This is a genomic window from Streptomyces sp. NPDC032472 (genome assembly GCF_040636955.1).
Classification (GTDB): domain Bacteria; phylum Actinomycetota; class Actinomycetes; order Streptomycetales; family Streptomycetaceae; genus Streptomyces.
Window position 1 is genome coordinate 1 of the sequence record NZ_JBEZVK010000098.1, and the last position, 18,376, is coordinate 18,376.

The 18,376-nt window shown below is 73.3% G+C and carries 7 protein-coding genes and 1 pseudogene; 2 read left to right on the forward strand and 6 right to left on the reverse strand.

Features of this window, described 5'->3' with window-relative positions; genetic code table 11:
- From AB0F11_RS34475 to AB0F11_RS34500, 6 genes are all read right to left on the reverse strand, one after another.
- On the reverse strand, positions 1-4,846 hold a 4,846-nt coding region (locus tag AB0F11_RS34475; protein ID WP_362182608.1), incomplete at its 3' end, for a type I polyketide synthase.
- 104 nt (positions 4,847-4,950) lie between these two features.
- Positions 4,951-5,424, reverse strand: coding sequence for a nuclear transport factor 2 family protein (locus AB0F11_RS34480; RefSeq protein ID WP_362182611.1), 474 nt, complete (start codon positions 5,422-5,424; stop codon positions 4,951-4,953).
- Between the two features lie 77 nt (positions 5,425-5,501).
- Positions 5,502-6,389 carry an SDR family oxidoreductase gene (locus tag AB0F11_RS34485; protein ID WP_362182614.1) on the reverse strand — a complete coding sequence of 296 codons (888 nt, stop codon included), beginning with the start codon at positions 6,387-6,389 and terminating at the stop codon, positions 5,502-5,504.
- 43 nt (positions 6,390-6,432) lie between these two features.
- On the reverse strand, positions 6,433-7,845 hold the full coding sequence (locus AB0F11_RS34490; RefSeq protein ID WP_362182617.1) for a short-chain dehydrogenase: 1,413 nt from the start codon (positions 7,843-7,845) through the stop codon (positions 6,433-6,435).
- A complete protein-coding gene (locus tag AB0F11_RS34495; RefSeq protein WP_362182620.1) occupies positions 7,842-9,023 on the reverse strand; it encodes an FAD-dependent monooxygenase in 1,182 nt (393 codons plus the stop codon). The genes AB0F11_RS34490 and AB0F11_RS34495 overlap by 4 nt, the downstream gene beginning before the upstream one ends.
- Complete coding sequence (locus AB0F11_RS34500; protein ID WP_362182622.1) at positions 9,023-16,294, reverse strand: amino acid adenylation domain-containing protein; 7,272 nt, start codon at positions 16,292-16,294, stop codon at positions 9,023-9,025. Before AB0F11_RS34500 ends, AB0F11_RS34495 begins: the two co-directional genes overlap by 1 nt.
- A gap of 262 nt (positions 16,295-16,556) precedes the next feature.
- Between AB0F11_RS34500 and AB0F11_RS34505 the strand changes: the two genes are divergently transcribed.
- Together AB0F11_RS34505 and AB0F11_RS34510 are read left to right on the forward strand one after the other, a co-directional pair.
- A complete protein-coding gene (locus AB0F11_RS34505; protein ID WP_362182625.1) occupies positions 16,557-17,939 on the forward strand; it encodes a cytochrome P450 in 1,383 nt (460 codons plus the stop codon).
- Positions 17,936-18,376, forward strand: a pseudogene (locus tag AB0F11_RS34510) (crotonyl-CoA carboxylase/reductase); the annotation flags it as partial. The gene AB0F11_RS34505 and the pseudogene AB0F11_RS34510, both read left to right, overlap by 4 nt.

The following is an 18,376-nucleotide window of genomic DNA, read 5'->3' on the forward strand; positions in this document are numbered from 1 at the left end:
CGAAAGCCGCAGCGAACGCCGGCTGAGCCGCATACAACTCACGACCCATCCCCACCCGCTGAGACCCCTGACCGGAGAAGACCGCGGCGAGCCGGCCGGAGTGCCGGGCGACTCCGGTCCGTACCGCGGCGACGTCGTCGCCTCGGCCGAGCGCGTCGAGTGCGGTGAGGAGTTCCGTACGGTCGGTGCCGACGACCACGGCACGGTGGCTGAGCGCGGCCCGGGTGGTGGCGAGGGCGTGGGCCACGGTGAGCGGATCGGTGTCCGGCTGCTCGACCAGCAGGTCCCGCAGTCGGGTGGCCTGCGCACGCAGGGCGGGCAGCCCGGCGGCCGACAGCGGCCACAGCACGGGCCGCTCCGCGTCCGCCGGCGCGGGCTCCGCATCCGCCACCGGAGCCGCTTCGATCTCGGGTTCTTCGAGGATGACGTGCGCGTTGGTACCGCTGATGCCGAACGAGGACACGGCAGCCCGGCGCGGACGGCCACCCGGTTCCCACGGGCGCGCTTCGGTCAGCAGGCTCACCGCGCCCGCCTCCCAGTCCACCCGGGTCGAGGGCACGTCGGCGTGCAGGGTCGCGGGCAGCGTGCGGTTCCGCATCGCCATCACCATCTTGATCACACCCGCAGCACCCGCCGCAGCCTGCGTGTGACCGATGTTCGACTTCACCGAACCCAACCACAACGGCGCCTCGTCGCTGTGCTCCTGGCCGTAGGTGGCCAACAGCGCCTGCGCCTCGATCGGGTCACCCAACCGCGTACCCGTACCGTGCGCCTCCACCACATCCACATCAGCGCCACTCAGACCCGCCGAAGCCAGAGCCTGCCGGATCACCCGCTGCTGCGAAGGACCATTCGGCGCCGTCAAACCATTGCTCGCCCCGTCCTGGTTCACCGCACTGCCCCGCATGACCGCGAGCACCTGGTGCCCGTTGCGCCGCGCATCCGACAGCCGTTCCAGCAGCAGCAGACCCGCACCCTCACCCCAGCCGGTGCCATCGGCATCGTCGGAGAAGGCCTTGCACCGCCCGTCCTCCGACAGCCCCCGCTGCCGACTGAACTCCACGAACGTGCCCGGCGTCGACATCACGGTCACACCGCCGGCCAGCGCCAGCGAGCACTCGCCCTGGCGCAGGGCCTGGGCAGCCAGGTGCATGGCCACCAGCGACGAGGAACACGCCGTGTCCACACTGACCGCCGGCCCCTCCAGACCGAAGGTGTAAGCCACACGGCCCGAGGCCACACTGTTGGAACTGCCGGTCAGCAGATAGCCGTCGGTGTCCTCCACGGCCTCGTGCAGTCGCGGCCCGTAGTCGGGGGACATCAGGCCGGTGAACACGCCGGTGCGGCTGCCGCGCAGGGTCGCCGGATCGATACCCGCCCGCTCGAACGCCTCCCACGCCGTCTCCAGCAGCAACCGCTGCTGCGGATCCGTCGCCAGCGCCTCACGCGGACTGATCCCGAAGAACTCCGCGTCGAACCGGTCCGCGTCGTACAGGAACCCGCCGTGGCGGGTGTACGAGGTGCCGCGTCGTTCCGGGTCGGGATCGTAGAGGGACTCCAGGTCCCAGCCACGGTTCTCCGGGAAGCCGGAGATGGCGTCGCGGCCCTCCGCCACCAGCCGCCACAGCCCCTCCGGGCTGGTGACCCCGCCCGGGTAGCGGCAGCCGATGCCGACGATCGCGATCGGCTCGTCGGAGGCGAGGGCAGCGCCGGCACCCGTGCCGTGCGGCTGCTCCTGCTGCTCCGGTCCGCCCTGGACCTCGTACGACGCCGTCAGCTCGGTCCGCAGATGGGCGGCGAGCGAGGCGGGGGTCGGGAAGTCGAACAGCAGCGAGGCGGGCAGCCGCAGGCCGGTGGCCGTCTCGAGATGGTTGCGCAGCTCGACGGCGCGCAGCGAGGTGAACCCGAGGTCGGAGAACGCGGCCTGCGGGTCGAGGCCTTCACCGCCGGGCTGCTGGAGCACCACCTGGGCGGCTGCGTCGACGACCGCCTGGAGGGAGCGTTCCTGCTCGGCCTCGGACAGGTCGGCCAGGCGCCGCCGCAGCCCGGCCGCCGGCCCGCTGTCCTCTTCGGTGCCGGGGGTGCCGAGTGCGCGCAGCCCGCCGGAGCCGGGCCCGTTCGCCCGTGTGCGGCCGGCCGGGTCGGGCCAGTAGCGCTTGCGCTGGAAGGCGTACGGCGGAAGCGGGCTCAGCGGTGTCCCCACCGGGAAGACGGTGTGCCAGTCGCAGGCGACCCCGGCGGTGTGGAGCCGGGCGAGTGCGGCCATCGCGGACTGCGGCTCGTCGCCGTCGCGCCCCAGCGCGGCGAAGGCGGCCGGTCGCGGCTCGTCGCCTTCGAGGGTGGTGGTGACGGCCTGGGTGAGCACCGGAGTCGGGGACAGCTCCAGGAAGGTGGTGACCCCGGCGTCCCGCAGCGCGCGCACCCCGTCGGCGAAGCGTACGGTGGCGCGGATGTGCCGGACCCAGTAGCCGGGGTCGGTGAGCTGCTCGTCGGTGGCGATCGTGCCGGTGACGTTCGAGACGACCGGGATCCGGGCCGGGGCGTAGCTGAGGCTCTCTGCGGTCCGGCGGAACTCCTCCAGGATGGCGTCCATGTGCGGGGAGTGCCCGGCGACGGTGACGGCGAGCCGCTTGGTCTTGCGGCCCCGCTCCCTCCAGTACGCGCACACGGCGAGCACCGCGTCCTCGTCGCCCGAGACGACGGTGCCGTCCGGGGAGTTGAGGCCGGCGATGCCGACGGCGTCGGCGTACTCGGCGAGTTCGCCGAAGGAGGCGAGGACCTCCTCCTCGCCCGCCTGCACCGCGGCCATCGCACCGCCGGCCCGGGACTGGATCAGCCGGGCCCGTACGGTGGCCAGGGTGCACACGTCGGGCAGCGACAGCACTCCGGCGACGTGCGCGGCGGCGAGCTCGCCCATCGAGTGGCCGGTGACGTAGTCGGGGGTCACACCCCAGCTCTCGTAGAGCCGGTAGAGGGCGACCTCGACGGCGAGCAAGGCGGGCAGCGCGTAGTCGGTGCGGTCCAGCAGCTCGGCCTCGGGGCTTCCGGGCGCGGCGAAGATCAGTTCGCGGACGGGCCGGTCGAGGTGCCGGTCGAGTTCGTCGCAGACCGCGTCGAAGGCGGCGGCGTAGACGGGGTGGGCCGCGTAAAGGCCCCGGCCCATGCCCGCGCTCTGGCTGCCGCCCCCGCCGAACAGCACGGCGGTGCGGCCCGGCCGGGCGGTTCCCGCGACGGTGTACGGGGAGGGCAGCCCGTCGGCCAGGGCGCGCAGTCCGGCCAGCAGCTCGGCCCTGGAACCGGCCACGACCGCGGCCCGGTGCTCGAAGGCGGTGCGGGAGGTGGCGAGGGAGAGACCGGCGGAGGCGGCCCCGATCGCGGGGTGGGCGTCCAGGTGGTCGGCGAGCCGGCCGGCCTGGGCGCGTACGGCGGCCTCGGTGCGGCCGGACAGCACCCAGGGCAGCGCGGTGCCCGGCTCCTGGCCGGCGTCGGCCCCGGCGTCGGCGGTCGCCCCGGGCTCGGCTCCGGACCCGGCGGGGGCTTCGGCCAGCACCATGTGGCAGTTGGTGCCGCCCAGGCCGAGCGAGCCGACGGCGGCCAGCAGCGGGGCGTCCTGGTGCGGCCAGTCCCCCAGCTCGTCCTGGACCCGCAGGCGCAGCTCGTCCAGCGGGATCGCCGGGTTGGGGGTCTCGTAGTTGAGGCTGGGCGGCAGCGCCCGGTGGTGGATGCTCAGCGCCACCTTCAGCAGGCCGACGATGCCCGCGGCGGCCTCCAGGTGGCCCACGTTGGTCTTGGCGGAGCCGACGCGCAGCGGGCGGTCCTCCGCCCGGCCGGGGGCCGTGACGGCGCCGACCGCGCGGGCCTCGACGGGGTCGCCGACCGCGGTGCCGGTGCCGTGCAGCTCCAGGTACTGCAGGTCGGCCGGGTCGATGCCGGCCCTGCGGCAGGCGGCGCGGAGCGCCGCGCTCTGGGTGGCCTCGCCGGGGGTGGTCAGTCCGGGCGTGGCCCCGTCGTTGTTGACGGCGCTGCCCGTGATCACGCAGTACACGGGGTCGCCGTCGGCCAGCGCCGCGGACAGCGGCTTCAGGACGACGAGGGCGCCGCCCTCGCCGCGCACGATCCCGTTGGCCCGGGCGTCGAACACGTGGCAGCGGGCATCGGGGGACAGCGCGCCGAGGCGGGCCAGGGCGAGGGTGCTCTCCGGTATCAGGTTCAGGTTGACCCCGCCGGCCAGCGCGGTGGTCGACTCGCCGCCCCGCAGGCTGGCGCAGGCCGCGTGCACCGCCACCAGAGAAGAGGACTGGGCGGTGTCGAGGGTCATGCTCGGCCCGCGCAGGCCGAGGGCGTGGCTGATCCGGTTGGCGATGATGCCGCGGTGCGTGCCGGTCACGCTGTACTGGCTGATGGCGGGGGCGCCGTACTCGTGCAGCAGCTTGGCGTAGTCGTCCCAGATGGCGCCGACGAAGATGCCGGTGCTGCTGCCGTCGAGGCTGCCCGGCAGGATCCGGGCGTCCTCCAGGGCCTCCCAGGCCAGTTCGAGGACCAGTCGCTGCTGCGGGTCCATCGCCAGGGCCTCCTGCGGCGAGATGCCGAAGAAGGCCGCGTCGAAGGATTCGGCGTCCGCGAGGAATCCGCCCCGCCGCTCGACCGGGCCGCCGGCCCCCGTCTCCCACCGGCCCTGCGGAACCTCACCGATCGCGTCGCGGCCCGAGGTGAGCAGCTCCCAGAACGCCGCGGGCCCGTCGGCCCCGGGCAGCCTGCAGGACAGGCCGATCACCGCGATCGGCTCGTCCGGAGCCCGGTCCGTGTCCGACGCCGCGCTGCTGCCGATGCCGTGCTGGTCGATCATGTGGAGCCTGTCTCCTGTGAGGTACGAAGGGAGGTGTTGCCGGGCTGAAGGACCGGGAGCCGGGGGCCGGGGCCGGGAGTCGGGGCCGGGGGCCTAGGGCCGGGTCAGGAGGCGGCGGCGGCGTCGGCCGCGGTGCCGGCGAGCGCCTGGAGTGCCTGCTTCCAGGGGAGTTCGCCGCCCGCGGCCTCCATGACCAGCCACGGGTTCCAGAAGTCGCGGTAGAGCGTGATCCTGCCGTCCTCGAAGCGGACCACCGACAGGTACGTCTGGGTGTACTGGCCGCCGGTGGCCAGCAGGGTGGCCTCGCCGGTGAACGCGGCGATCACCAGGCCGTCCTCGGCCGTGGCGTAGAACTCCGGCTCGGAGAAGTCCACCTTCAGCTGCTGGCCGAACATGGTCATCTGGCCGAGCAGCTGCTCACGGCCCTGCATCCGGCCGGGGAAGCCCCAGGCCGGGTAGGGGAATTCGAGGACGCCGTCCTCGGCGAAGAGGTCGACCCACTCCTCGACGCGGCCGCTGGACAGCAGCTCCAGGCTGTGGCGGAAGAGGTCCTTGGGGTCCTGCGGGAGAGTGGTCATGAGGGGCTCTTTCTCTGAAAGGGGTTTGCGCAGGGGCAGCAGGGATCCGGCCGGGGAAGGCCGCCCGGGCCGGGGGTTCAGGAAGCGGTGGCGGTGACGATGCCGCCGAAGACCTTGTCGATCGCGCGGTCCGGCAGCAGCCGGGCCAGCAGCCGGCCGCCCGTGGCGTCCTTGCCGACGCCGTACCGGGTCCGCGGCCGCCTGCTCACCAGGGCCCGCATCACCGTGCGGGCCACGTCGTCGGCGGTGGTGCCGCTGGTGCGCGCCGAGTGCTCGTTGGTCTCCAGGAAGCGCAGGAACGTGTCGCGGTACAGCTCCGACACCGCCTCCGGGGCCCCGTCGAGGGTGCCGGCGGCTTCGAGCGACATCTTGTCCCAGATGGGCGTCATGATCGCGCCGGGCTGGACCACCGACACCGGGATGCCGAACGGCGCCAGCTCGCGCCGGAGGGCGTCGCTGAGGGCCTCCTTGGCGAACTGGGCCGCCGCGTAGGCCCCCATGTAGGGGATGGCCACGTTGCCCAGGCCGGAGGTGATGTTGACGATCCGTCCGGCGCCGGTCCGCAGCAGCGGCAGGAGCCCCTGGATCACCGCGAGCTGCCCGACCACGTTCGTGTCGAGCTGGCGGCGCAGCAGCTGGGGGGAGACGCACTCCAGCGGTGCGGTCACCGCGATGCCCGCGTTGTTGACCAGGCCGAACAGGCCCGTGTCGGCGGTTTCCTCGGCGATCCGGTCCGCGGTGTCGCGGATGGTCGCCTCGTCGGTGACGTCCAGGATGACGGGGGTGAGCCGTTCGGCCCCGGAGGCGGCGAGCCGCTCGGCGTCCTCGGTGCGCCGGACGCCGGCGTAGACCTGGAAGCCGACGCGGGCGAGATGGCGGGCGCAGGCCTCGCCGAGGCCGGAGGAGGCTCCGGTGATGACGACGGCCTTCCCCTGGGGGGACAGCAGGGGCGTCCTGTTGGGCACAGTGGTTCTCCGGTTCGAGAAGGCTTCTGGAAGTGAGGGGCCGTCAGGATGTGGCGGCGGTGAGGACCGTCTCCAGCGAGGCGTCGGCCAGGCGCTCGGCCCGCTGCGCGGACACGGCACCCTCGACGTGGGTGACGTTCCAGGCCAGGCGCCCGTGGCTGGTGTTGATCGCGGCGGCGTAGTACGCGTTCACGGACAGGCCCGCGACGAACTCGGCGGAGGAGACCTGCCAGGGGCCGACGGCGTCCGGGAAGTCGTACCGGCCGATGTTGGAGATGCAGAGCGTGATCGGGCCCTTCTCCTCCATGAAGCGCAGGAACCGCCCGCTCTTGGCGACCGACTTGGGAGCCACCGGACGCAGCGTGGCGACCGAGGTGAGGGGCACGCCGCGCCGGCGCGCGCGGGCCAGGTCCCGGCTGATCGACCGGGCCATGGGCCACAGCGAGGCGCCCGGCCGGTAGTCGACCACCGTCGCCACGGTGGCGACGTACGAGCCGATCTCGTCCTCGCGGACCGGCGGCACCAGATCGTCCCGGAAGGTGATCGGTGAACCGATCGTCAGCGGGCCGGGACGGTCACCGGCGTCCTGTGCGACGGCGGTGGCCAGCGCGGCCGCGAGCACGCCGTGGACCGTCGTCCGCTCGCGCTTGCACGCCTCGACCAGCTCGGCCAGCTGGTCGCCCGGCAGCGAGCGGGGCAGCAGCTGGGTGACGCGCTCCTCGAACGGGACCCGGAGGGTGGGCTCGAAGCGACGCGGCCGGACCCGCTTGGCCACGCCCTGGTCGGCGATCTGCTGGGCGACGATCTTGCGCACGCCGGCCGGGCCGCGGTGGCTCGGGGGCAGCAGCTGCTCGGGGGCGGGCAGCATCCGCACCGACCGGACGTCCGGCGCGCCCTGCCCGGCGCCGGATCCGCCCTCGTACGAGGCGATCTCGGCGGCGAGTTCGATCCACTGGCGCAGCAGCGTGAGCGCGGTGGTGCCGTCGGCGATGCAGTGCGGCAGCGTCAGCACCAGGTCGTGGACGTCCGGGGCGCCGCCGGTACCGGGGCGGGTGACGACCAGGGCGCGGGCGAGCGGCCCGGTCCGCCAGTTGACGGCGGTGACCAGTTCGTACGCGTTCGCCTCCCTGTGCCAGTGCTCGCCGGTGTCGCCGCTCTCCGGGGACACGGTGACCGTGCGCAGCGGGATCTCACGACCCGGCGCGGGCCGGAACCGCGGATTGCGGCCCTGCGCGTCGGCGGTGATCGATGCCCGCAGCAGCGGGTGGCGGCGCTGCAGGGCGGCGAGTGCCCGTGCGGCCAGCTCCGCGTCGAACGGGCCGTGCAGCCGGGCGTGGGAGAGGACGCAGAGCGGGGAGATCTGGTCACAGATCCAGTACCACCGCTCCAGCGGGCTGAGCGGGCGGTCCGCCTCTTCGGCTCCGGCCGCTGCAGCAGCTGCGTTCCACTGGGTCACGGGCGCGCCTCCAGGGTGAAGTCCAGGTACTCGGAGTTGGTCTTGTCCAGCACCGACGCCGGGGCGAACCGGAAGAACAGGTCGCGGCCGAGGATGCGCAGCGGCTGCTCGGTCTGCTCCAGGGCGCTGAGCCCGTGGGCGCCCTCGACGATCTTCCGGGTGCGGGGCCGGCGGGCGGCCTCGTAGGCGCGCAGGCCGCGGCGCGGGCCGTCGCCGGCGGCAACGGCGTCGCGCAGGTGGTGGGCGAGGACCACCGCGTCCTCGACGGCCATGCAGGCGCCCTGGCCCAGGCTGGTCATCATCGGGTGGGCGGCGTCCCCGAGCAGGGTCACCGGACCGTCGCCCCACTGTTCCAGGAACGGCCTGTCGCGGGCCGGGAAGGCGGTGATGGCCTCGATCGGGGTGGCCTCGACGGCCGCGACCACCTCCGGCGCCCAGCCCGCGTAGGTGGCGAGGATCTCGTCCTTGCCGCCGCGCCAGTCCCGGGCCTGCTCGACCGGCATGTTCTTGGTGCCCCACCAGTAGACCTGGCCGGCGCCGATGTTGGCGATGCCGAAGCGCTTGCCGCGGCCCCAGTAGTGGGCGCCGTACTGCTTGGGCACCCGCGGGTGGCTGAAGTCCGGGGTGGCGACCCAGCACAGGTAGCCGGTCTCGCGGGGCTCCTCCGGCCCGGCCACCTGGGTGCGGATCGCCGAGTTGAAGCCGTCGGCGCCGATCAGTACGTCGCCCCGGGCCTCCCGGCCGTCCTGGAACCGGACGGTGACCCCGTCGGCGTCCTGCTCGTAGCCGGTGGCGGCGGCGCCGAGGGTGAGCGGGCAGTCGTCGATCTCCTTCAGCAGCAGCTGCTGGAGCAGGGTGCGGGAGACACCGAAGCTGGGCGCGCCCAGCCGGTCGCAGATCTCCTTGAAGTGCAGGGTCCGGATGACCTTGCCCTTGGTGGTGAGGAAGTGCAGCTCCTCCAGGATCTCCGCGTGGTCCTCCATGCGCAGGTCGATGCCGAGGGTGCGCAGCGCCAGCACGGCGTTGGTCATGAAGGACAGTGCGCCGCCCGCGGGCTTCAGTTCCCGGGCCCGCTCGTAGACCTCGACGTCCAGCCCGACCTTGCGGAGGGCGGCGGCGGCGGTGAGGCCGCCGATGCCCGCCCCGACGATGATCGCCTTGATGTTCTTGCCGGCCATTAGCGTGCCGTTCCTTCCTGGGGGGTGTGCTCGGTCCCCGCGGTGTCGTGCGGGGTGATGGCCTGGCCGACGGACTGCACGTACGGCTCGTCCAGGAGCAGCAGGTGGTCGCCGGGCACCTCCACGACCTCGACCCGGCCGCCGGTGAGGGTGGCCCAGCCGTTGGCGGGGGCGTCGTGCAGGGTGCGGGCCGCGCCGTGCATGGGCTTCAGCACGTCCGGCAGCGGAGCGGTCGCCTTGACCAGGGTCAGGTCGATGGGCTCCGGCGCGGGCTTGTAGTCGCGCAGGGAGTTCCAGTTCGCCTTGTAGACCTCGAACAGGCGGCGGATCGCGGTGCGGGCGGTGGCGGCCGGGACGATGCCCACGGCCGCCGCGCGTTCGGCGATGTAGTCGAGCCGGCCGTCGTCGGTGGTGAGTTCGGCCGGGATCCGGTCCACGGGGGCGCTGCCGCCGCGGTCCACCCAGATCAGCTCCCAGAAGAACCACTCCATCATGGCCTGTTCGGCGACCTCGGGCCGCTCGCCCGGGTCCGGTGCGATGGAGTCCAGCAGGATCAGCTGCTCCAGCTCGGCCTCCCCGGTCCGGCGCAGCTCGCGCGCCATCTCGAAGGCCACGAACCCGCCGAAGGACCAGCCGCCGATCCGGTACGGGCCCTCCGGCTGCACCCGCTTGATCGCGTCGAGGTAGCTGCGCGCCAGCCCGGCCATGGTGGTGACCGGCTCCGTGCCCGGCTCGCCGCCGGCCGCCTGGAGCGCGTACAGCGGCTGGTCGTCGGGCAGGTGCCGGGCCAGGCGCACGTAGCAGAGCACGTTGCCGCCCAGCGGATGGACCAGGAACACCGGGGTGCGGCCGGAGCCGTCCGCCGGCGCGGGCTTGATGGGCACCACCGGGTCGAAGGCGGCCACCGCCTCGCCGGAGCGCAGCTTGTCCGCCAGCATCGCGATCGTCGGCGCGGCGACGAACGCGGTCAGCGGCATCCGGATCCCGAACCGCTTCTCGATGGTGACGATCAGCCGCATCGCCGTGAGCGACGTGCCGCCGGCGGCGAAGAAGTCGTCGTGCACCCCGATCCCCGGCCGGTTCAGCATGTCCCCGAAGATCGCGGCGAGGGACTGCTCCAGGGCGTCGCGCGGCGGGGTGGGTGCCACCGCGGTACCGGTGTCCAGCTCGGTGCGGCGCAGCGCCGCGTCGTCGCGCTTGCCGCTCGGTGTCATCGGCAGCTTGTCGAGCCACACCAGGTGCGCGGGCACCATGTACTCGGGCAGGACGGCCCGCAGTCGGTTGCGGATCTCGTCCAGGTCGGCCGAGCCCTCCTCGCCGAGCAGGAACGCGACCAGGAAGGAGTCGCCGCCCTCGCCGCGGCGGCGGGCCACCACGGCCGCGCTGCGGATGCCCGGGAACTCCTCGGACAGGGCGGTGATGGCGATCTCCACCTCGGCGGGCTCCACCCGGAATCCGCGCACCTTCACCTGGTCGTCGGCCCGGCCGAGCCACACGGTGTCGCCGTCCGGCAGCACCCGGCCCACGTCACCGGTGCGGTAGAGGCGGGCCCCGGCCCGGGTCGGGTGCGGTACGAACCGCTCCTCGGTCAGGTCCGGACGGCCCTTGTAGCCCAGCGCCAGGCAGGCGCCGCCCAGGTAGATCTCCCCGTGCACGCCGGTCGGCACCGGCCTCAGCCGGTCGTCCAGCACATGGATCTCGGCCCCGTCGATGGCCGTGCCGATCGGCGGCAGCGCGGGCCAGTCGGCCGGGTCGCCGGACAGCAGGCAGGCGCTGGCGATGTTGGTCTCGGTCGGGCCGTACTGGTTCTCGAGCAGCGTGGGCCGTACGGCGCAGAAGCGGCGCAGCTCCTCGGTGACGCGCAGCTGCTCCCCGGAGGAGATCAGGATGCGCAGCGCGCGGGGCCGGATGCCCAGCAGGTCGGAGGCCTCGGCGACGGCCTGCAGCGCGACGAACGGCATGAACCAGCGCTCGATCTCCTGCTCGTCCAGCAGCCGCAGCAGGACGGCGGGGTCGCGGCGGTCGGTGTCGGAGACCAGGTGCAGGGTGCCGCCGCACGCCATCGTGGAGAAGATCTCCTGGAAGGAGACGTCGAAGCTGAGCGGGGCGAACTGCAGGGTGCGGGCGCCGGGCGCGTTGGTCTCGGCGCGCAGCTGCCACTGCGTGTAGTTGGCCCAGAGGCGGTGCGGGAGTTCGACGCCCTTCGGCTCGCCGGAGGAGCCCGAGGTGAACAGGATCAGGCACAGGCTGTCCAGCGGCAGGGCCTGCGGTGCGGCCGCCGTCGCGGCTTCGGTGGCGGCCGCCGCCTCGTCGAACCCGTCCGTGCCCGGCATCGGGATCGTCTCGACCGGCAGCACGAGCTCCGGGTCCGGCACCAGGCCTGCGTGGGCTGCGTGCGTGATCACCCGGAACGGGGCAGCCCGCTCGATCATCCGGGCGATCCGCTCGGCCGGGTAGCTCACGTCGAGCGGGACGCAGGCCGCACCGGCCCGCAGTACGCCGATGACGGTGGCGATCATCTCCGGGGAGCGGTCCAGCGCGATGCCCACGCCGGCCCCGGCCGGGACGCCCAGTTCCCGCAGCCGGGCCGTGATCTGGGCGGCGGCCCGGTCCAGGTCGCGGTAGGTCCAGCGGTCGTCGCCGAAGACCACGGCCTCGGCGTCGGGCCGGCGGGCCGCCATCGCGGTGAACCGGCTCATCACGTCCGCCGGTTCGGGGGCGGGGTTCGCCGGCAGGTCGCCGTCGGCGGTCAGGAAGCCGAAGCCGGGCGCCTCCTCGGGATGTTCGACGATCCGGCGCAGTACGGCGGCGAGGCCGTCGGCGAGCAGCGCGGCCTGCGCGGCGGTGAAGGAGCGGCCCGCACAGTTCAGGCGGAGCCGGACCCGGCCGTTGCGGGGGTCGACGATCGCGTTGGTGAGCAGACCGAAGTTGGTCTCCTCGTACGTCGTCAGGTCCAGCAGCTCCAGCCGGTCGGTGCCGAGGACCGTCTCCAGGTTGTGCAGCCGGACGAAGGTGAACGCGGTGTCCAGCAGCTGGGCGCCGCCCCGGTCGCTCTGCACGGCGCTGAGGGGGTAGGCCCGGTACGGGTGCGAGTCCCGCTCCTGGCGGACGACGTCCCGCACCACCTCCAGCCAGCTGGCCTGCCCGCCGCCCAGCCGGAACGGCATGGTGTTGAGGAAGAGTCCGGTCAGCCGGTCGGATTCGGCGACCTCCGGGCGGCCGTGCGTGACCAGGCCGGTGGTGATGTCGGTGGAGCCGGACAGCAGCTGCAGGGTCAGGCAGTGCGCGGCGAACAGCACCAGCCGCAGCGGCACCGCGTGTTCCCGGGCGAACTCCTGCACCGCCCGTTCGAGGTCGGCGGGCAGCTCGATGTGGTGGACGATGCCCTCGCCCGCGTTGGGCGCCTCGTACGGCGTGAACGGGTCGAGCTGTACCAGCTCCGCGCCGTCGAGGAGGGTGCGCCAGTACTCCTTGGCCTCTGCTGACTCCAGCAGCGCCCGCTCCTGGCGGACGTGCTCGGCGGTGGACGGCAGCGCGCGGTCCGGGACCGGCTCGACGGGCGCGCCCAGGCCGTGCAGGTAGTCCTGGAGCAGCTCGCTCATCAGGTTGGCGACGCTCCACCCGTCCAGGATCGCGTGGTGGAAGCTGAGCACCAGGTCCACCAGGCCCGGGCGGGCGTGGACGCGGGTGTGGTGCAGTCCGGGGCGCTCGTGGTCGTAGGCGTGGTGGCGGCGCTCCTCGATGTGCGCGAGGACCTTCGCCTCGGCGGCCTCCTCGGTCGACCCGCGCAGGTCGGCGACGTCGAGGGTGCCGGTGACCTGCGGGTGCACGACCTGCAGCGGCTCGGTGTAGCCGCCGAGGGAGAACGAGGACCGCAGCACCGGGTGGCGCTGCACCAGCCGGCCGTGGGCGGTGCGGAAGGCCTGCTCGTCCCACTCGACGCGCAGCCGGTAGCGGAAGACGTCCCGGTAGACGGTGGTGCTTCCCTCCTCGCCACCGTGGTACAGCATGCCCAGGTGCAGCCGGGTGGCCGGGTACGCGTCGACCGCGCCCAGGCCCAGCAGCCGGGCCTTGTCCATGCCGGTGACGAGCGCGAACGGCTCGGACTCCGGGGCCCGGTCCGCGGCCTGCACATCCAGGGGGCGGACCTGCGGGGCGAGCGTGGCGACGGTGGTGTACCGGGCCATGTCGGGGAGGGTGACGGCCAGTCCGCGCTTCTCGGCGGCCGCCCGGATCCGCAGCATGGTGATGGAGTCGCCGCCGAGGACGAAGTAGTCGTCGTGGACGGAGACCCGCGGGACGGCGAGCACCTCGGACCAGATCTCCGCCAAGGCCTGCTCGGTCGCGTCGCGCGGGGCCGTGTACTGCCCTGCCGCGGCGCCGGCGGCCTGGTCGGGGACCGTCCGGATCAGGGCCCGCCGGTCGGCCTTGCCGTTGGGCGTCAGCGGGATCGAGTCGATCCGCACGAACCGGGCCGGGATCATGAAGTCGGGCAGGTCGCGGGCGAGTTCGGAGCGCAGGCCGGCCGGGTCCAACTCAGTGTCGGCGACGTAGGCGCCGATCAGGGAGCCGCCGCGGTCCTGGGTGACGCGGTGCAGGACCACCGCGCCGCGTACGTCGGGCACGAGCGACAGGCGGTGCTCGACCTCGCCCAGCTCGATGCGGTTGCCGCGGATCTTGACCTGGCCGTCGATCCGGCCCAGGTACTCCAGGTTCCCGTCGGCGAGCCGACGGGCCAGGTCCCCGGTGCGGTACAGGCGGGCGCCGGGCGTGAACGGGTGGTCGACGAAGGCCTGGTGGGTCAGCTCGGGCCGGCCCAGGTAGCCGCGGGCCAGGCCGACACCGGCGATGCACAGCTCGCCGGGGGCGCCCACCGGCTGCGGGTTCCCGTACGGGTCGAGCACGTGCAGCTCGGTGTTGTCGATGGGCCGGCCGATCGGCACCCGGTCCACGGGGGCGTCCGGGTCGGCGGGGCAGTCCCAGTACGACACGTCCACGGTGGCCTCGGTGGGCCCGTACAGGTTCACCAGCGAAGGCACCGGCCGGCCGGCCGCGGCGAAGATCCGGTTGAAGCGGTCGACCTGCTCCGGCGGCAGCGCCTCACCGGAACAGAAGACCCGGCGCAGCGAGGAGGCCCGCCCCGTCAGCTCCGGCCGGTCCTCGAGCAGCTGCAGGAACTGCCCGAACATCGACGGCACGAAGTGCATCACGCTCACGGCCCGGTCCTCGACCGTGCCCAGCATGTCCAGCGGGTCCTTCTCGGCGCCCGGCGCGAGCAGCGTCAGCCCGGCTCCGGCCAGCTGCCACCAGAACAGCTCCCACACCGACACGTCGAAGGACACGGGCGTCTTCTGCAGCAGCACGTCGCCCTCCCCGACCGGGTAGCGGCGCTGCATCCAGTTCAGCCGGTTGACCACCGAACGGTGCTCGACCATCACGCCCTTGGGGCGGCCGGTGGAGCCCGAGGTGTACAGGACGTACGCGAGGCTGCGCGGACCGGCCGGCGCCGGCAGCGCCCCGGCCGGCACCTCGGGCAGGTCCTCGTCGGCCCGCCGTACGACCGCGCCGAGCCCCTCGGGCAGCGCGGGCGCTCCCGGGCCGGTCAGCACGGCGCGCGCCCCGCTGTCCTCCAGCAGCAGCCGGATCCGGTCGGCCGGGTAGCCGGGGTCGACCGGCACGTACGCGGCGCCCGCCTTGAGCACGCCGAGGATCGCGGGCAGCAGTGCGGGCGAGCGCTCCATGAGGACCGCGACGCGGTCACCCGGTTCCACGCCGTCGCCGCGCAGTGCGTGCGCCAGCCGGGCGGCCCGGTCCTCCAGCTCGGCGTAGCTGAGGGCATCGTCGGGGCCGGGACCGGTCACGGCGGTCCGGTCCGGGGTGCGGGCCGCCTGCTCGGCGAACAGGCCGTGCAGGGTGGCGTCCTCCGGGAAGGCGGCGGCCGTGCGGTTGTGGCCCTCGACCAGCTCGGCCCACTCCTTGGGGTCGAGCGCGGTCAGCGTGGAGACCGGGCGGTCGGGGGTCTCCAGCGCGGCCAGTACGAGGTTGCGCACGTGGCGGCCGAACGCCTCCACCGGGAAGTCGGTGTCGAAGACGTCGGTGGCGTAGTCGAGTTCGACGAGGACGTCCTCGCCGTCCGCGATCTCGTTCACGACCACCGCGAGCACGTCGTGGTCGTGGGCGCGGGTGCCGCCGGTGGTCAGCGCTGTGGTGCCGGGCAGTTCGCGGGCGGCCGGCCACTGCACGTACGACAGGGTCACGTCGAACAGCGCCCGCTGCGCGCCGCCGCCGACCGCGGGGACCTCGCGCAGCACCTCGCCCAGCGGGAACCTCTCATGGCGCTGCAGTTGGCGCGAGTCCCGCAGCACGGCGGCGACCAGCTCGGTGAAGGTGGCGGTGCCGGCGGCCCGCACGGGCAGCGGCAGGGTGTTGGCGAACTGGCCGACGGTACGGCGCTGCACCTGGCCGCGCCGGTTGAACAGCGGAACGCCGAGCACGACGTCCTCGGTCAGGTGCGTCCGCGACAGGTGCACGGCGAACGCCGCCGCGATGAAGGCGAACGGCGACTCGCCGCGCTCCCGGATCCGGGCGACGGCGTCGTGCGGCAGGGCGAAGGAGTGCCGGGCCGAGCTGCGCTGTCCGCTGGGCACGCGGCGCGTGAACAGCGGCGGTTCGACCCCCGCCAGCGCGGTACGGAAGTGCTCCCGGTCCTTGGCGTACTGGGCGGAGGCGCGGTAGCGCTCCTCGTCCTCCAGCACGGCGAGCGCGGAAGGCTCCGGCTCCGGTCCGGGCTCCTCGCCCGCGGCCGCCGCGACGGTCTGGGCGAGCAGCAGGTTCAGCGCCCAGGCGTCCGCCAGGACGTGGTGCGCCTTGACGAAGACGTGGACGGCGTCCGGGCTCTCCTTGAGTACCGCCAGTTCGCAGGCCGGGCCCTCGCCGAGGGTGAACGGCCGGTCGTACGAGGCCTCGATCCACTCGGCGATCCGGGTCCCGGCATCCGGCCCGGCGTCGGTGAAGTCCAGCACCTCGACGCGCGGGGCGGTCGCGCCGGCCCGCTGCTGCGGGACCCCGTCCACCTCGCGGAACTCCAGCCGCAGCGCGTCGTGCCGGGCGGCGGCGGACCCCAGTGCGGCGGCGAGGACCGCCGGGTCGACCTGCCCCTCGAATCGGCGTGAAATGTACAGATTGAACTGCGGGAGCCGCGGGAACAGCGAATTCGCCACCCAGATGTCTCGCTGGTAGGCCGTCAACGGTGACCACACGGATGAATTCACTGTTCCCCTGCTCAGTCGCTCTCAGGACACGGACTTGCAGGTCACACCCTGCACAGGGGCCGTCCGGCCCATCCAGAAAGCCAGATGCCTGGTACTTCCAGTACCAGGCACGGTAATTACCCGGTCCGGCACACCAGGGAATTCCGCTCCTGGATGATCCAGAAAAATGCGGACACTCCGTAAACCCCCCTGGCGGAGACATCCTTTCCGTGGCAAGAATCCAGACGACGCACCGCAGACCCGCCGACCGGAAAGGAACTCGATGAGCAGGGAAGTACCGTTGGTTGCCGGACACGCTCTTCTCGGATCGCTCAAGGAGTTGCGGGAGGACGTCCTCGCGGCCTACCTCCGGGCCCAGCGCACCGTGGGTGACGTGGTGAGGTTCCAGGCCGGCCCGCCCGGTCTGCGGACCGAGGTCTACGGGGTCTTCTCGGCCGACGGAATCCAGCAGGTGCTCGGCTCACAGGCAGCGAATTTCCGCAAGGACAATCCGACGTACACCGAGATAAGGGAATCCGTCGGAAACGGACTGCTCACCAGCCAGGACGACGAGTACGTCTTCCAGCGGCGGATGGTCCAGCCGCTGTTCACACGGCGCCGGGTGAACGGATACGCCGACGCCGTGCACGCCGAGGCGATCCGGACGATCGAAGGCTGGAAGTCCTCCCCCGATGGCGTCGTGGAAGCCTCGGCAGAGATGGCCGAATTCTCACTGCGGGCCGTCACGCGCATCCTCTTCGGCGCCGACATCGACACCGCGCTCGACGTCGTGCGACGGCAATTTCCGGTCATCGGCGACAGCGTGCTGCGCCGCGGTGTCTCCCCCGTCCGGCTGCCCCGGACCTGGCCGACCCCCGCCAACCGCCGCACCCTCGCCGCCCAGCGGGAGCTGTACGACGTGTGCGACCGGATCATCGCCCAGCGCGCAGCCGCCGGCGAGCGCGACGACGGCAGCGACGACATGATCTCCCTGCTGGTCCGGGGCCGTGACGAGGACGGCTCCGGGCTCACCGGCGCCGCGGTCCGCGACCAGATCCTGGTCTTCCTCCTGGTCGGGCACGAGACCACGGCGACCTCCCTCGCCTACGCCCTCCACCTGCTCGCCGGCCACCCCGAGGCAGGGGCCCGGGCCCGCGCCGAGGTCGACACCGTCCTGGCCGGGCGGTCCGTCACGGCCGAGGACGTGGACGCGCTCCCGTACCTCAACCAGGTGCTCAAGGAGACGATGCGGCTCTATCCGGCCGCTCCCATCATCGGCCGCCGGGCCGTCGCCGACGCCGACGTGGCCGGATTCCGTATCCCCGCCGGCGCCGACGTCTACCTCGCGCCCTGGGTCACGCACCGGCACCCGGACTACTGGGAGCGGCCCGAGACGTTCGATCCGGAGCGCTTCACCCCGGACCGGGAGGCGGCCCGTCCGCGCTACGCCTGGTTCCCCTTCGGCGGCGGCCCTCGCGCCTGCATCGGCCAGCACTTCTCGATGCTGGAGGCGTGCGTGGCGCTGGCCACCATCCTTCAGCGCTACGACATCGAGGCCTACGACCCGCCCGGCCACACGGTCTCCGCCGCCCTGGGCATGGCCCTGCGCCCCGCCGGGCCGCTCCGCGTCCGGGTGACCGCCCGCACCATGGAGGCGGCCGCGTGAAGCACCTGCGCGATGTGTTGCTGGCCGAGGACCGCACCCCTGCGGACGTCGCCGCCCTGCCGCTGCCCGAGTCCTACCGGGCCATGGTGCTGCGGACCGAGGACGTCTCCATGTTCGAGGGCATCCCCGGTCACGAGAAGGACCCGCGCAAGTCGCTGCACCTGGCGGAGGTTCCGGTGCCTGAACTGGGCCCGGGCGAGGCCCTGGTGGCCGTCATGGCCTCCTCCGTGAACTACAACACGGTGTGGAGCTCGATCTTCGAGCCACTGCCGACCTTCGCCTTCCTCCAGCGGTACGGGCGCACCTCCGACCTGGCCCGCCGCCACGACCTGCCGTACCACGTCATCGGCTCGGACCTCGCGGGCGTCGTCCTGCGCACCGGCCCGGGCGTCAACGCCTGGAACCCCGGCGACGAGGTCGTCGCGCACTGCCTCTCC

Coding starts and splice junctions, on each gene's coding strand:
- AB0F11_RS34480 (WP_362182611.1), bottom strand. CDS start 5,424: ATGACCACTCTCCCGCAGGACCCCAAGGACCTCTTCCGCCACAGCCTG.
- AB0F11_RS34495 (WP_362182620.1), bottom strand. CDS start 9,023: ATGGCCGGCAAGAACATCAAGGCGATCATCGTCGGGGCGGGCATCGGC.
- AB0F11_RS34505 (WP_362182625.1), top strand. CDS start 16,557: ATGAGCAGGGAAGTACCGTTGGTTGCCGGACACGCTCTTCTCGGATCG.